The organism is Streptomyces sp. RLA123 (assembly GCF_056270165.1).
Genome location: NZ_JBWDOR010000003.1, coordinates 8,112,357 through 8,127,028, shown reverse-complemented (window position 1 = coordinate 8,127,028; position 14,672 = coordinate 8,112,357). Strand labels below are relative to the sequence as shown.

Here is a 14,672-nt window from a genome sequence, read left to right as displayed (position 1 = left end):
CCTTTCCCGGTGAGGATGGGGCAGGACTGCTGGTCGCAGGGCTTCAGTCGACTACTGCTTCCTGGCGAAGCTGCCGGTGTCGACCTCGGTGAGGAGTTCGAGTTTGACGAGTCGTTTCAGCTTGGCGCGGGTGCCTTCGATGTTCTTCGGCAGCAGTTCGTGGTCGAGGGCTTCGCAGACGTCGCGGGCCCGAAGGGGGCCGGTGGCCTCGTTGAAGACGGCGAGGATGCGGGGGTAGTCCGGGTGCTCGGGCAGGTCCGGCGAGTCGGCTCGGGCGGTGATCCGGTCGGCGAGGGCGGTGACGGTCTTCCGGGTGATCGCGAGGTGTTCGAGGTGGGTGTCGACCTCCCGTAGCCGGGCCTGCAGTTCGTCGATCTGGGTGCGGAGGTCGTCGGCCATGGCCCGGGCCGCGTCTTCCTGGACATCCAGTGCTTCGAGCAGGGGCTGGATGCTCACGTGGTCACATCCTGTGGGTCGCGCCAGGTGAGGGTGTTCGCGTTGGTGAGGCGGCGGACCATGACGTGGGTCATGGCCCAGTACACGCGGGATGCGGACGAGGCCGGGCGGTGCTCGTAGTCGCGGACCAGGCGCCGGTGCAATATCAGGATCCCGTAGGTCTGCTCGACCCTCCACCGCTTCGGTTGCGGGACGAACCCCTTGTCCTGCGGGTTGCGTTCGACGATCTCGACGTCAATCCCCAGGCCGGCGCCGTGCATAACAACCTGGTTCTTGAAGCCCTGGTCTACCAGGGCTTTGCGGACGGTGCCGCCAGCGTGCTCGGCGACCTGGTCCAGCAGGATGATGCCCGCGGCGTTGTCGTGGGCGCTCGCGGCAAGGACGGTGACGGCGATGACCAGGCCGAGCACGTCCACGGCCAGGCCTCGCTTGCGGCCCGCCACCCGTTTCGCGGCGTCCCGGCCGGTCGTGGAGGCGGGGACCCCTGCAGCGACGTGGACGCTCTGCGTGTCCAGCACCCACCAGGGTCGGGTCCTCTAATCGGCGGGCTTTCTCACGGACCTGGCAGCGCAGGAGTTCATGGATGACGCGTTCGGTACCGACGTCGCGCCAGGCGGCGAAGTAGTAGTACGTCGCGCTCTTCGGCGGCAGATCGTGCGGTAGGTAGGCCCACTGGCAGCCGGTCCGGCTCTGGTAGAGGATCGCGTTCACGATCTCCCGCATCGCGTAGGCGCCCTGGTGGCCGCTGACCGAGCGATGCCGGTCCTTCCAGGCCGTGATGACCGGCTCGATCAGAGACCACTGCTCGTCCGATAAGTCGCTCAGGTACGGCGTGCGTTCACTCACCCCACCACCCCAGCAGGCGACCGGCTGCGGACCAGCGGATTCCGCTCGCACCCACACCATCAGGCGACGACAGAACCTCTCAAACATTCACGAACCGCCCTCTGAGGTCGAGGTGATCCTTTACCGGCTCCGCGCAGGGGCGTCAGGCTGCCCCACATGCGGCTATGCCGAAGCAGGGCGTCGGCGTCACGAGGCCGCCGCGGTGAAGCACACCGCCGCGATGCTGGCGGCAGGGTTTGACCCGCTGGAGCCCTACCCCGGCAGCGGAATGCCGTGGCGCTGCCGGCACCTCGCTTGCGGGAACATCGTCACGCCGAGGCCGGAGTGCATCGGTGGCGGCCGAGTGGGGTGCAAGGAGTGCGCGAAGGAGAGCCGTCGGGTCATCTTCCAGGAGCGTGCAGGCGGAGCCGAGCGAGCCGAGGCCGACATGCGGTCGGTCGGGCTCGAACCGCTCGAGCCGTACCCCAACAGCGGGACCCCCTGGCGCTGCCGCTGCACCACGTGCGGGCATTTGGGCACTCCTCGACTGTCGTACATTCGCAAACTGATCACGGCTGGGACGGCGTCGGGCTGCGCCGCGTGCAACCACAAGGCCCGCGGCGAGCAGCAGCGTCGGGCTCAGGCGGCCCAGGCCGAAGCCTTGATGCGCGCGGCCGGCTACGAGCCTTTGGAGCCATACGACTCCGCTTCGGCGCCCTGGCACTGCCGTCATGTGGCGTGCGGCGAAGAAGTCCGCGTGAAGGCGTCCAGCGTGCGCCAGGGCTACGACCCGTGTCTCAGATGCCGGGCCGAGGGGTACCGGCAGCGGGCCGCCGCCCGTCGTACGAACTCGGACGAGGCCGTCGCCCTCATGTTGGCGCACGGTTTCGAGCCGCTGGAGCCTTACCTCGGGTCCTCTGTGGGCTGGCGTTGCCGCTGCAGCGCGTGTGGGAAGGAGTCCACGCCCGCGTACTCGGGTGTGAAGGGGCGCGGACACCGGTGCGGGCACTGTGCGGGAAGCGCACCGCTGGACCCGAAAACGTGCGCGGACGAGATGCGCGGGCACGGGTTCGAACCGCTGGAGTCCTATCCGGGTAGCGACAAGCGCTGGCTCTGCCGCTGCCCAACGGCCACGAGGTGCATCTGCGGCTGACCGGTGTCCGTACCGGCAGGGGGTGCCGGTTGTGCGCTACCCACGGCATCGACCTGGCCGGGCCGGCGAAGGTGTACGTGATCACGCATCAGGACTGGAACGCTATGAAGGTCGGCATCGGTGCCTGCACCGGCTACAACTCTCGCCTCATTCAGCACAAGCGGCAGGGTTGGCAGTTGTACCGGGCTCGTGACTACGCCACTGGCGCGGCCGCCTACGACGTGGAGCAGGCGGTACTGGACCGGCTGCGCGGGGCTGGTCTATGCCCCTTCCTGACCAAGGAGGTCATGCCGAACGGCTGGAGCGAGACGTGCCCTGCAGACCGCGTCACGGCGGCAGAAGTGTGGGTGATGGTTGAAGAGGAAACCCGCAGTACGGCTGCGCCCTACGCTCCGCGAGTCGGCAGCCGGCCCCGGGCCGCGGTCCTGTTTGACGCGGACGCCGCGGTCGCGGAGATGCGGGCCTGCGGATACGAACCGCTCGTACCCTATCCCGGCCGCACGAATGCGACCTGGCCCTCACGCTGCACGACCTGCGGCCACGAGGGCCGGCCGACCTTCAACGCCGTCCGCAACGCGGGCCAACGCTGTCGCATCTGCCGGGCGAAAGAGACCCAGGCCAAACGTGCTGCCGTCAACGCGCCCAAGGCCGTCAAGGTGATGCGGGCTGCCGGGCTCGAGCCGCTGGAGCCGTACCCCGGCAGTGCAATGCCGTGGCGGTGCCGATGCACAACATGCAATCACGAGACCACTCCCACGTACTCCAACGTCAACGGCGGCTCGACCGGCTGCCGGTTCTGCGCCTTCAACTCCGCAATCGACGAGCATGCCTCCGCCGAGATCCGCGAGGCAGGGTTCGAACCGCTGGAGCCCTACCCCGGCCGCACCACGGACCCGTGGCGATGCCGATGTTCGTGCGGGAACGAGGTCACGATGCGCCTCTCCTCCGTCCGATCGGGAACGGTCGGCTGCAAGAAGTGCCCCCGCAACGGTGGCCGCACCGAGCCCTCAAGCGCCGCCGCGGAGGCGCGCGCAGTCGGATACGAACCGCTGGAGCCCTACCCGGGGAAAACAACCGACCGGTGGCGCTGCCGCTGCTCCTGCAGCACGGAAATCACGCTGACCCTGACCAGCATCAGGCGAGGCCGTACCGGGTGCGGGAACTGCTCTCGCGGCACGGCTCGGCAAGCTTCGAAGTCAGCTGCCTCCCTACCCCGACCGTGATCGGCAAGGTGTCATCCCTCAGCCAGTACGAGGGAGCAGGGAAGAAATGCCATCTTCACCCTGATTTGTCAATGATGGGAGGTGACCGTGACTTCGCTGCCTGCGGTCAGCGGGATACTCGCGTGGACCGCGCCGGCCAGGACCACATCCCCTGCGCGCAAACGGTTACCCAGGCCGTGGAGCCTCTGGGCCAGCCAGATGACCGGATGGAACGGGTCGCCGAGGACGGCGCTGCCGTCTCCTTCGGCGACGGGCGTACCGTCGATGCTCACCACCAGGTGCTCAGCGCGCAGGTCCCAGAGGGGGTCGATAGCGATCATGCTTCCCGTGACGACCCTCGCGCAGGAGGCGTTGTCTGCGATGCTGTCGGCCAGGGAGATCCGCCAGTCCGGGTAACGGGTGTCGATCACCTCCAGAGCCAGGAAGGCCTCCGACACCGCATCGCGCACGGCGTGCACGGTGACCTCCGGCCCCGGCAGCTCCCGGCCGAGACGGAACGCGATCTCTGCCTCCACCCGCGGAGACATGAAGTCCTCCCGCAGTAGACAGCTCCCGTCGGGCAGCATCATGTGGTCCAGCAGGACCCCGGAATCCGGCTCATCGACGCCCATCTGCTGCTGCATGGCCAGCGACGTCACCCCGACCTTGTGGCCCACCACGCGGGCCCCGCAGGCGACACGGCGCGCCACAGCAGCAGCCTGGATCGCGTAGGCGTCCTCAAGGCTCAAGTCCGGGCGCCTGCTCGTCAAAGGAGGCAGCGGCAGCCGCAGCCGCTCCGCGCCCAGCAGGGCGTCCGCCGCATCGGTGACCCACTGTCGTTGCGGTCGGTCCATGAATTCCTCCCGGATGTTGGAGTGAAGAGGAAGGCTGCGGGTCAAGGGGGGCCCCGTCGAGAAGACAGCGGCCGAGCGCTCGCAGTCGGGCGAGTCGCTGTTCAGCCGCGCTTCGAGCCAGTGTTGAGGTCTGTCTGTAACGGCGACGAGCAGGCGAGTTGGCGGGAGTCGTCTAAAGTGAAGGACGCAAAAAGATGTCCTGCCACACGCAATTCGTTGAGTCGTCAATTTCCGGGTTGGGAAACGGGAGCGGGGTCTTTCTTCCTCGTCACTGAGACCGCTCCTGCAACTTTGAGTTCGATTTTCGGTCAACTGTGCGGGTCCGTCGAGGAACTACCGGGAGTCCCCCGGAAGTCCCGCCCTATCTCCCGCCTACGCTGATGTCACGTCCGGTGATTGGATTTCGTCGTGGACGAGCACACCTGCGACCACCCCCTGGCCTTCGCCCGGGCAGCACGCGGCATGACCCGCGTCGACCTGGTGCGCCTGATGCACGAGGAAGCCCGCCGGCGCGGCCTGCGGACGGGCGTGGACAAGCAACGCATTCGCAAGTGGGAGGTCAACAACGTCATCCCGGACCGTGACTCCCAGACCTACATCGCCGCAGCTCTGGGCATCCCCGCGAGTGTTATCGACGCAGGAACCTGGCCGGATTGGCTGCACGGAACCAGTTCGGGCGTGATTCCGCTCGGCCCCTACAGCACCGTTCCCGCCCTCCGAGAGGCTTTGGGTACTGCCATGGAACGACGCATCTTCCTGTCCGTCTCCGGCGCCGCGCTCACCGCCCTCGCGGCCAGCTGGGCAACCGGTGACACCCGCGCGCTGCGTGAGGCGCCGTCCGGGCAGCCCGTCGGCGATGAACTCGTAGCCATGCTGGAGGAGTCGAGCGCAGGGCTGAACGCCCTGCCCACCGAGCAGCGCCAGCACATCCCCGCGCTGCTCCACGCCCATTTGGCGACCGTGACCAACCTGCTCGAGAACGGCCGCTACCCCCAGCGGGTGGGCCTGCGCCTGCATGCCTTGGCCGCGGCTTTGGCGCAGACCGTCGCCTGGCACAGGTTCGACACCGCCGACCATCCGGCAGCTGCGCGATTCTGGGTAGCCGGCCTGCACAGTGCCCACGCCGGCGGCGACCGCGACATGGGCGCTGCCCTCCTTGGCGACCTGGCCTACCAGGCCGCCTGGCGTCGGGAACACGTCACTGCGGTCGGAATCCTCGAACACGCCATCAGCCGCACCGACCATCCCGCCGCCCGGTCCTTGCTGAACCTGCGCCTCGCCCGGACGCATGCTGCGCAAGGCGAACGTCGCGCTGCCCTGCAGTGCCTGAACGCGGCCGAGTGGCTGCTGGACGCCGCTTCCGGAGGTGAGCGGCCCGCCTGGTGCGCCTGGCTCTCCGAGGCCGATCTCGCTGTCGACTCCGGGCAGACGTTGCTCGACCTCGGCGATACCGCCCGCGCCCACCGCCTCATCGGCGAGGGGCAGGCGCTGCTGCCCGCCGCCAGAGCCAAGACATATGGGGTTTTCCTCGCCTACCAGGCCGAGAGCCACCTCAACCTGCGCGAACCCGAACTTGCCGCGGTCGCCGCCCGCGAATCCCTCCAGCTCGCCCGCCGCATCGGCGCGCCGCGCTGCGTCCAGCTCGTTCAAGACCTCGTCCCCGCTTTCCGCACCTACCGCGATGCCGAAGGCGTACCCGAACTGCTCCAACTTGCCGCAAGCTGATGCGACGCCATGCCCGTTTGCTGCGGGCTCCAGTGCTCGCGGTCTCCTCGTGTCGGCAATCGCCAGCCGCATGGGGGTGTTTGGGCCTACGGAGCAGGGCCGGTCGTCTGCAGAGCCGCCGCTACGAGTGCTACCGCGACGCCCATGAGGATCACGCCCAGGCAGCCGCCGATATCCAGCAGCGTGGTGTCAACGGTCATTGAGATGCCCAGGTGGGTGGTCGTTGGGTGTCCCGGCTGGTGGCCATCAGAAATCCATGCCTGTGGCCAGCGGTGTTCCTGGGAGTGGGGGTCAGTGCAGGGGGACCACTCCCTTCCCGGCGAGGGCCTCGGCGAGGCGGCCGTCGGCCCGCTCCGGCAGCTGGCGGGCGTGGGTGTCGGTGCGGACCGTGTTGCCGCAGCCGGGCCGGCAGTCGTACTGCCGCGGAGCGGTGGCGCCCGGGTCCGGTTCGCATAGCGCGTTCTCGCGCTTGAACACGCAGATCAGGAATGTGTCCGGATTATCGAACAGAACCAGGCCGTCCCGCGCGAGGAAGGCGGTGGCCTTCTTCGCGAACGTCATGGGGACGATGCGGCCCCCGAACCGCGGGGTCGTCGCGGCGGCGGCCAGGGCCCGGCGGGCGGCTGGGCCGGAGACCTTCTCCCCGGCGGCGGCCCGCTCGCGGAGCTTCGCCGCGGTGTCGGCTGCTGCGAGTGCGGTCTCGATGTCGAGAACGGAGTGGATCCCGCCACGGCTGCGGGATCCGTAGCCGCTGGAGGTCCGCGTGTCCAGAACGGTTCTCATATGCCCGTACTGGATCGCGAGGGCGATCAGTCCGCCCGGGCGGCGTGCGACAAGCCAGGCCAGAGTCCTTCGGAACCGGTGTGAGCAGCCCGCTGCCTGCGCGGAAGTCCTGGAGGAGCGTAGCGGCAGCAGCGAGGAGGTCTGCCGTGGTGATGTCATTCGAGGTCACGGTCTGCTCCCGGGACCACACACCCACCACCCGGGCCGGGAAGTCGACCGACGGGCCGCGGGTCAGCGGCCCCGGAGGCGATGATGGACGTGACTCGCCGCATCCACCGGAATTCCATCCGAAGCCGAGGTGATCTGCCGGCGCGGTGTGCGCCGAGCGGAGCTCCTCGCTGTCCGACAGCCTCATGGCCAGGACCCGCGCCCGCAGGCGCCCTCACCGCGCGTGGTCGTCCGCACCGGGCGCAAGGTACGTACGGGTCGTCACCGATGGCCTGATGCGCGTCCTTCGGCTGGAAGAGGCAGGTTCCGGCGGCGGGAAGGAAACGTCCCCGCCGCCGGGTGGCACCGGTGGCGGGGACGTCTCGAGTGTGCGTCAGAGCACGGGCGCGGTCAGCTCGTCAGCAGGGTGAAGTTGTGGACCGTCGTCGCTCCCTTCTTGATCTTCACCGTGACCGCGAGCGGCTGGTAGCCGTCCTTGGCGGCGATGACCTGGAGCGGGTTGTTGCGAGCGTCGAGCCACAGCGCGTAGCTGCCGTCCGCGGCGGTCTTGAGCGTGTAGTGCGTGGCCCAGGTGGAGACCTGCACGGTCGCGCCCGCGATCGGGCCGCCCCCGGCCGCCGTCACCGTGCCGCCGATCTTGCCCCAGGTGGTGGGCGGCTTCACGGTCAGTGCGACGCCGACCGGGTCGAGCCGGTACGGGGTGTCGCTGCGCGGGATCAGCGAGGCGGTGTACGTGCCGGGCTGGGTGATCTCGGGCACGGAGGCGTCGAGGGTGACCGTGACCGTTGTGGAGGTGCCCGGCTGGACGGTCACCTTGTTCGCGCTCTCGGAGAGCCAAGTGACGTCGGCGGCACGTTCCTGGTCGTAGCCGGGCAGGACCTCGGAGGTCTTGACCGGAGTGCCCGCGCTGGTGAGACCGCCGATCGCGTAGAAGCCCAGGCTGCCACCGCCGCGGTAGACCGAGGTGTTGGCGTTGGGCAGGGCGGTCCAGGTGTTCTCGTTCGGCTCGTAGGCCCACACCTGGTTGGTCAGCGCGGTGCCGTTGTTGACGGAGCCGCCCCGGATCAGGAGCATGCCGTTGGCCGAGGCGTAGGCCGCGCCCCAGGCGTCGGTCGGCTGGTCCGCGACGGGCGACCAGGTGTCGGTGGCGGGGTCGTACACGTAGGCGTGCTTGGTGGTCGCGTGCTGGGCCTCGCCGCCGGAGCAGTAGAGCTTGTCCGTAACCGCGCCGCAGGACTCCCAGGCCACGGGCTGTGGGTAGGGGGCCGCCATCGACCAGGTGTCGGTGTCCGGGTCGTAGACGGAGACGTCCGTGGAGCCGCAGCCGATGGTGAAGCAGCCGCCGACCGAGTACAGCTTCCCGTCGAGTACCGCGCTGCCGGCGCCGGCGTACGGCTTGGGCATGCCGGCGCCCGTGCTCCAGGTGTTGGTGGTGATGTCGTAGATCTCCAGCTTGCCGTCCGGGCTGCCGGCGGAGCCCCAGCCACCCGCCGCGTAGATCTTGCCGTCGATGACGCCGTGGACCGGGGCGTCGCGGGGGTCGGCGGCGGAGGCGAGCTTGGTCCAACTGCCGTTGTACGCGTACAGATCCGCGGTGCCATGGCCTCCGGTGGAGCCGAACGCGGAGTAGACGGTGCCCTGATAGGTGTCGACCGCGTTGTCGCCGGTCGCTGTGGGCAGGTCGGCGACGGGCTGCCAGGCGGTGCCCGGAGTGCCCATGGCGCGGGCCGTCGCGTGGGCCTGGCCGGCCTTGGATTCGGCTGCGGACGAGGTGAGCCGCAGTGGCGAGTAGGAGCCCTTGACCAGGTGCAGCGGGGCACCCGTCCGCTGCCGCAGGGCGACTGCCCGCTGTACGGTGAATCCCCCGCTCTTCTCGGTGAGGTTGAGGGTGGCCGGTGCGGTGCCGTCGTTGGTGACCGTCACGGTCTGGCCGGCGCTCTTGCCCCAGGCCACGTTCTTGGCGAGGGAGGACGGGGTCAGCTTGAGCCGGCCCGCCTTGAGCGGGAGGTCGTGCTTGACCGTGGCGTCCGGGGTGATGTCCACGGTGTCGGTGGCCGTGGTGTAGTGGGACAGCGCGGCGGCCATCGGATGCTTGCCCGTCAGGTGCGAGAACATCCAGTAGAAGCCGTCGCCGACCTGCGGGTCGTCGGGCGTGGCCGTGCTGGTGGTGTGGTCACCGGGTACCGGTGCGTCGGTGCTGGTGACGGTGGCGCCGTTGACGCCCGCGTGGGTGTTGGCGTCCGTCACGTGGCCGACGAGGAGTGCGCCAGGCACCGGGTCGTAGGTGCGCTGCCCGAGGAAGACGTCGTCGAGCTGCCACCACATCCCCCAGTCAGTGGTCGTGTAGTGGAAGCGCACCCGGACGTCGCTCTTGCCCGCGTAGGCGTCGAGCGGCAGTTGGACGTGAGCCGGACCGGGTACCCAGAGCGAACTCTTCTCCCACAGCGTGGTCCAGGTGGTGCCGCCGTCGGACGAGACGTCCACGTCCGCCGTGTTGCCCGCCCAGCCCGCGTAGTCGGTGTCGAAGGCCAGGATGGGGGTGGTCGCCGAGCTGAGATCGTACGACGGCGACACCAACGAGGAGTCCTGCGTCTGGATGCCGCTGAAGTCGCTGTCGACGATCGCGAAGCCGCCGCTGCCGCCGGTGTGGTTGTCGCGGCTGCCCGGGTTGTCGAAGGTCCAGCCGCCGTCGGTGCCGTCGGCGTTGGCCACGCTCCAGCCGTCGGTGGGCCCGGTGGCGGAATCGAAGGCCTGTGTCGGCCCGTGCAGGTGCACGGCGTAGCCCGGCGCCCGGGCGGCGTCCGAGTCCACGGGTACGGCGATGTTCAGCTTCTTGTCGGCGGTCGCGACCTCAATGGTCTTGTCGACGGCCTGGTAGCCGGGGTAGTTGGCGGTGACGTGCAAGGTGTACGAGGCACCTTGCGGGAGCTTCAAGGAGTAGGCGCCGGTGGCGGGGTCGGTGAAGACCGGTCCGCCGGGCACACGGTCGGCGGTGATCTTCGCGTAGAGCGGCCAGCCGTGGCCGGAGCCGTCCGTGACCTTGCCGGAGACCGTCTGCGTGGGCAGGGCGTCGAGGCTGAAGGACTCGGCGATGGTACCGCCGTCGGCCAGGACGACGCCGGCGGCACGGCCGGTGGCGTAGCCGTACACGCTCGCGGACATGTCGTAGGTGCCGGCCGGGATGTCCAGCCGGTACGCGCCGGACGCGTTCGAGATGGCGGTGTTGTCACCGGCCTTGACGGTCGCTCCGGCGATCGGACTGCCCGTGACACGGTCGGTGACCGTGCCACTGATCACGCCGTGCGGGCCGGTGCGGAAGGCGTTGATGCCGTGGGGAGTGCCGAGCCCGGTGGGACCGTCGTAGCCGGGCCCCGCGGTGCACAACAGCGCGGGGGCGCAGGTGCCGTTGCTGCCTGCGGTCACGTCGTTGAGCGAGCCGGCCTGGGCGTACGGGTAGGAATTGGGGTACGTTCCCGCGGCCGGGGTGCCGGCGTCCGCGTAGGTGCCGGCGATGAGCGGGGCTGATGCGCTCGTTCCGCCGAAGACCGACCAGCCGTCGCCGCCGTAGGTCTGGTAGACCGAGACGCCGGTCGCCGGGTCTGCGACCGCGGAGACGTCGGCTACGGTGCGGTTCGCGCATGCCGTGTCGGTCTGGAATGCGGGCTTGGGCTCGTAGAGCGAGCAGCCCGAACCGGGGCCACCGCCGCTGGGGCCGTGCCACACCGACTCGCTCCAGCCGCGGCTGCTACCGGAGTCCTTGGCCAGGGCGGTACCACCGACGGAAGTGACGTACTGAGAGGCCGCCGGATAGGAGACGCCGTAACTGCTGTCACCGGAGGACGCGACGACCGCGACGCCCGGGTGGTTGTAGTAGGGGTCCATGGCGGTGAGTTCCGACGGGTCCTCGCCGCTGCCCGGAGTGCTGTCGTAGAAGGTGCCGTAGGAGTTGGAGACGTATTTCGCGCCGAGCGCGACCGCCTTGTCCACCGCGGCACCAAGATCGGCGAAGCCCGGGCTGTCCGCCTCGATCAGCAGGATGTGGGCGTTGGGGGCGGCGGCGGACACCATGTCCACGTCGAGGGATATCTCGCCGGCCCAGCCGGGGTCGGCGGCCGGGTAGTTCATGCCGCCGCGCTGGTCGACCTTGGTGAAGCAGCCGTTGGCCGTGGTGCACGCGGGCAGACCGTACTGCTGGCGGTAGACCGCCAGGTCGGCTTCGACGGTCGGGGCGTCGAAAGCGTCCACGATCGCGACGGTCTGGCCGGCGCCCCCGTCAGCGGGCAGTGCGTACGCGCTCTGCAGGTCGCCGGCGCCGAAACCGACCGGCGTGGCGGAGAGCGGCTGAACACCCTTGCGGGCGGCCACGTCCGTGCGGCGCATCGCCATACAGGCGAACTCCCCGGGCTTGGGGTCGCCGCACTGCCGGACGACCGCGGCCGCTGCCTTTCCGGAGGGCGCGGCGACCGCCGGGGCTGCGGTGGGCAGTTGGAGTCCGATGAGGGCAAGTGCTGCCGACATGAGGCCGGCGACCGCAGTGGCGGCCCGCCCTGCACGTCCACCGCTCGGTCTGAGACGGGCTGTACGCAAGGAGTTTCTCCCGAAACCGAAGATGACCGGGGGATGACGACGTCCCCGCCCGATCGCGGCCCGATCGGACCGCTGGCGTATTCAACTGCCTTACCCGCGCTGCTTGGAAGGCCCTGTACCCGTCACATAGTCGAGATTCCGAGTCCGCTCAGCGGACACGGCTGTCTGCCGTTCGAGACAAAAGCCACTTCGCGCCTCAGGTGTAGGGATGCACGAGGCGTGCCGGCCGCTGCCAGCCTGACGATGTGACCATGATCGGGTGGAGAAGTCCGTGGCAGCGGCTGTCGCAGATGTGCCATGGCACCTTTTCGCCAGGTCCACCATCTGCCACAACATCAACTCCTGACTTGAAGAGGCTGTTGCTCGTTCATGGCAAGGCCTTTAGGGAGTTGGTACAGGGGACGAGATCCAAATCGAGGACCGCGGCCGTGCTCGCGGCCATCACCGCGGCGCTGGTCGCCACCGGGCTGCCGGCGGCAGCCCATCCTGACCCCGAGCCCGGGGCGCGAGTACTCCGCGGCGCCGCCTGCCGCGGCACCCGCCCAGCACGCCGTCACACTGATCAACGGTGACCGGGTCGGCTTCACCGGCAGCGGGAGTGGCCTTTCAGGTCAGCGGGGTGACCCCCGGACAGGGCCGGAAGCCGCATCGCCTTCACCCGGGCCAGGATCAACGACCACGAATATGTCATCCCGGTCGACGCCACGCAGGCTCTCGCCGACGATCGGGTGGACCGGCAGCTCGTCGACGTCACAGCGCTGGCCGCGCAGGGGTACGACGACGCGGCCCGGTCCTCCATTCCCCTGATCACGACGGCGCAGGCCGGACCCGCACTGCGCGGTTCCGTGCAGCGGGACACGTTTCCCTCCCTGGGATTGACCGCCCGTACGGTACGCAAGTCCGAGGCTGCCGCGGCCTGGCGCAGTTTCCTCGCCGCCGCGGGCGGGACGTCACGCACTGCCGCGGTCGGGAAGCTCTGGCTCGACGCCAAGGTCGAGGCGAGCCTGGACCGGTCCGCCGCCGTGATCGGCGCGCCCTTCGCCTGCCGGAAGGGTCTCGACGGCAAGGGTGTGAAGGTCGCGGTGCTGGACACCGGGTATGACCCCACCCATCCCGACCTGAAGAACAAGGTGGTCGCGGAGAAGAACTTCTCCTGGGACGAGAGCGCCACCGACCTCAACGGCCACGGCACGCACGTCGCCTCGACCGTCGCCGGAAGTGGTGCCGCCTCACAGGGCAGGTACAAGGGCAGCACCCGGGGCCCAGTCGCTGATCGGCAATGTGTTCGACGGGGGTGGGTCCCTGCGCGACGGCTCGGGCAAGGTACTCGCCCGCGACGGCGAGCCGGGGCAGGGTGTCTTCGACGTGCCCGCGCGTGGCCGGTGGTACGAACTCACCGCGTCCGCCCACCGCGACACCCCGGAGCGGACGCTGGGCACGCACGTCACGGACACCTTGCGGTTCCGCTCGGAGCACACGGGTGGCGAGCGTCCGCTGCCGCTGCTCGACACGCGCTTCGACATGGCGGGGCTCGATGGGGACAACTCGGTGCCAGAGAATCGGAAGTTCACGTTCGGCCTGCTCAAGGGGGCGGCGATGTTCAGGTAGGTGCGAGCATGGCGGCCGGCGGCATCCCCCGTCGACCTTTCCGGCGGCCTGCGCCGCGGGCGCGGCGCGGGAGGTGTGCTCGCTGCTGGTAGAGGTCGAAGAGCGCTCCGGCGTAGCCGGGCAGGCCGCCCACGTCGAATGGCAGGGCTTCCAGCAGCTCGCCGATGGCCGGCTCCGCCACCGGCCGGCGGCCGTCGACGACTTCGGCGGGCGGAGGTCACTCCAAGGCCAGGTTCCAGCGTTTGCCGCTCAGGCCCCTCGCCGGCTCGGAGCGCGGATTGCCGTACGGCTTGGCCGCGTGAGTCGCCCACGCCGCAACATGCGCGCGGGTTTTCAGGCCCAGGGTCACGCGGATGTTCTGCACGTGCGTCTCGACTGTCCGCACCGACACGAAGAGCCGTGCCGCTATCTGTCTGTTAGAACCAGGCCGTCCCGCGCGAGGAAGGCGGTGGCCTTCTTCGCGAACGTCATGGGGACGATGCGGCCCCCGAACCGCGGGGTCGTCGCGGCGGCGGCCAGGGCCCGGCGGGCGGCTGGGCCGGAGACCTTCTCCCCGGCGGCGGCCCGCTCGCGGAGCTTCGCCGCGGTGTCGGCTGCTGCGAGTGCGGTCTCGATGTCGAGAACGGAGTGGATCCCGCCACGGCTGCGGGATCCGTAGCCGCTGGAGGTCCCCGTGTCCAGAACGGTTCTCATATGCCCGTACTGGATCGCGAGGGCGATCAGTCCGCCCGGGCGGCGTGCGACAAGCCAGGCCAGAGTCCTTCGGAACCGGACGAGCCCGATCGCGCCATGTGGATCTTCAGGGATGACCTGCCCGGGCAGCTGCAGGGCTTCGGCCTCGCGGTTGGCCCAGGCCACGAAGTCTTCGATCCGAAGGTTCAGCTTCCGGCCTTTCAAAGCTCCGTGGTTGTTGCGATGACCGCTGAGATCGTGGTGAGTTGAGCTGAGGAGGAGTTCCCCCGCAGGGACCATGCGTTCCAGGACACGGATGGCGTGGACGACGGGGGTGATGGCGACCCAAGGAATCTCGCGTTCTTCACCTGCGGAGATGTGGTTGCCGTCGTCATCGGCCACGTTTTTGTAATGTCGGCTGCGGATCAGATGGCGGCCTGGCGAGCCGCCGGCAGTGGGCTCGGGGTCAGGGCAGCAGCCGGTCCGCAGGCCCTGGACCTCCTGTGGACGCATACCTGTCAGATAGAGACATACGATCGCTGCGGCCGTGCCGAGATGCCGCATCAACTCGGCAGCGTCGTCGAAGTCCATGTGCTCGCGCCAGGGCTTGCCTCCAATTCTCCCGGTGACCGGCACTTG

General features: G+C 69.3%; 9 protein-coding genes and 2 pseudogenes. 4 read left to right on the top strand and 7 right to left on the bottom strand.

Annotated elements, in window-relative coordinates; all coding sequences use genetic code 11:
- Positions 1–51 precede the first annotated feature (51 nt).
- A complete protein-coding gene (locus RV983_RS37165; RefSeq protein WP_475990111.1) occupies positions 52–456 on the bottom strand; it encodes a hypothetical protein in 405 nt (134 codons plus the stop codon).
- Positions 453–1,302 (bottom strand): annotated as a pseudogene (locus RV983_RS37160) (IS5 family transposase). The gene RV983_RS37165 and the pseudogene RV983_RS37160 overlap by 4 nt, the downstream one beginning before the upstream one ends.
- A gap of 1,116 nt (positions 1,303–2,418) precedes the next feature.
- Between RV983_RS37160 and RV983_RS37155 the strand changes: the two are divergent.
- Positions 2,419–3,657, top strand: coding sequence for a hypothetical protein (locus RV983_RS37155; protein WP_475990110.1), 1,239 nt, complete (start codon positions 2,419–2,421; stop codon positions 3,655–3,657).
- A gap of 68 nt (positions 3,658–3,725) precedes the next feature.
- On the opposite strand, the gene RV983_RS37150 is transcribed toward RV983_RS37155, so the two are convergent.
- A complete protein-coding gene (locus RV983_RS37150) occupies positions 3,726–4,490 on the bottom strand; it encodes a 2-keto-4-pentenoate hydratase (RefSeq protein ID WP_475990109.1) in 765 nt (254 codons plus the stop codon).
- Positions 4,491–4,898: 408 nt separating this feature from the next.
- On the opposite strand from RV983_RS37150, the gene RV983_RS37145 reads away from it, so the two are divergent.
- Complete coding sequence (locus RV983_RS37145; RefSeq protein WP_475990108.1) at positions 4,899–6,215, top strand: XRE family transcriptional regulator; 1,317 nt, start codon at positions 4,899–4,901, stop codon at positions 6,213–6,215.
- A 291-nt stretch (positions 6,216–6,506) separates the two neighbouring features.
- Here the strand turns inward: RV983_RS37145 and RV983_RS37140 are convergent, their stop codons facing one another.
- Together RV983_RS37140 and RV983_RS37135 are read right to left on the bottom strand one after the other, a co-directional pair.
- Positions 6,507–6,998, bottom strand: a complete 492-nt coding sequence (locus tag RV983_RS37140; RefSeq protein WP_475990107.1) for a hypothetical protein — start codon at positions 6,996–6,998, stop codon at positions 6,507–6,509.
- A 558-nt stretch (positions 6,999–7,556) separates the two neighbouring features.
- Positions 7,557–11,684: a carboxypeptidase regulatory-like domain-containing protein gene (locus tag RV983_RS37135; protein WP_475990106.1), complete on the bottom strand. Its 4,128-nt coding sequence runs from the start codon at positions 11,682–11,684 to the stop codon at positions 7,557–7,559.
- A 797-nt stretch (positions 11,685–12,481) separates the two neighbouring features.
- On the opposite strand from RV983_RS37135, the pseudogene RV983_RS37130 reads away from it, so the two are divergent.
- Positions 12,482–12,931: pseudogene (locus RV983_RS37130) on the top strand (S8 family serine peptidase); the annotation flags it as partial.
- A 103-nt stretch (positions 12,932–13,034) separates the two neighbouring features.
- A complete protein-coding gene (locus tag RV983_RS37125) occupies positions 13,035–13,361 on the top strand; it encodes a hypothetical protein (RefSeq protein WP_475990590.1) in 327 nt (108 codons plus the stop codon).
- A gap of 217 nt (positions 13,362–13,578) precedes the next feature.
- Here the strand turns inward: RV983_RS37125 and RV983_RS37120 are convergent, their stop codons facing one another.
- Entirely contained in the window at positions 13,579–13,746 is a 168-nt protein-coding gene (locus tag RV983_RS37120; RefSeq protein WP_475990105.1) for a hypothetical protein, read from the bottom strand.
- Between the two features lie 20 nt (positions 13,747–13,766).
- Positions 13,767–14,624 carry a hypothetical protein gene (locus tag RV983_RS37115; RefSeq protein ID WP_475990104.1) on the bottom strand — a complete coding sequence of 286 codons (858 nt, stop codon included), beginning with the start codon at positions 14,622–14,624 and terminating at the stop codon, positions 13,767–13,769.
- Positions 14,625–14,672 lie beyond the last annotated feature (48 nt).

What these genes read in the sequence shown, in the direction of transcription:
- RV983_RS37150 (WP_475990109.1), bottom strand. Translation starts at nt 4,490, where the DNA reads ATGGACCGACCGCAACGACAGTGGGTCACCGATGCGGCGGACGCCCTG.
- RV983_RS37115 (WP_475990104.1), bottom strand. Translation starts at nt 14,624, where the DNA reads ATGGACTTCGACGACGCTGCCGAGTTGATGCGGCATCTCGGCACGGCC.
- RV983_RS37140 (WP_475990107.1), bottom strand. Translation starts at nt 6,998, where the DNA reads ATGAGAACCGTTCTGGACACGCGGACCTCCAGCGGCTACGGATCCCGC.
- RV983_RS37135 (WP_475990106.1), bottom strand. Translation starts at nt 11,684, where the DNA reads ATGTCGGCAGCACTTGCCCTCATCGGACTCCAACTGCCCACCGCAGCC.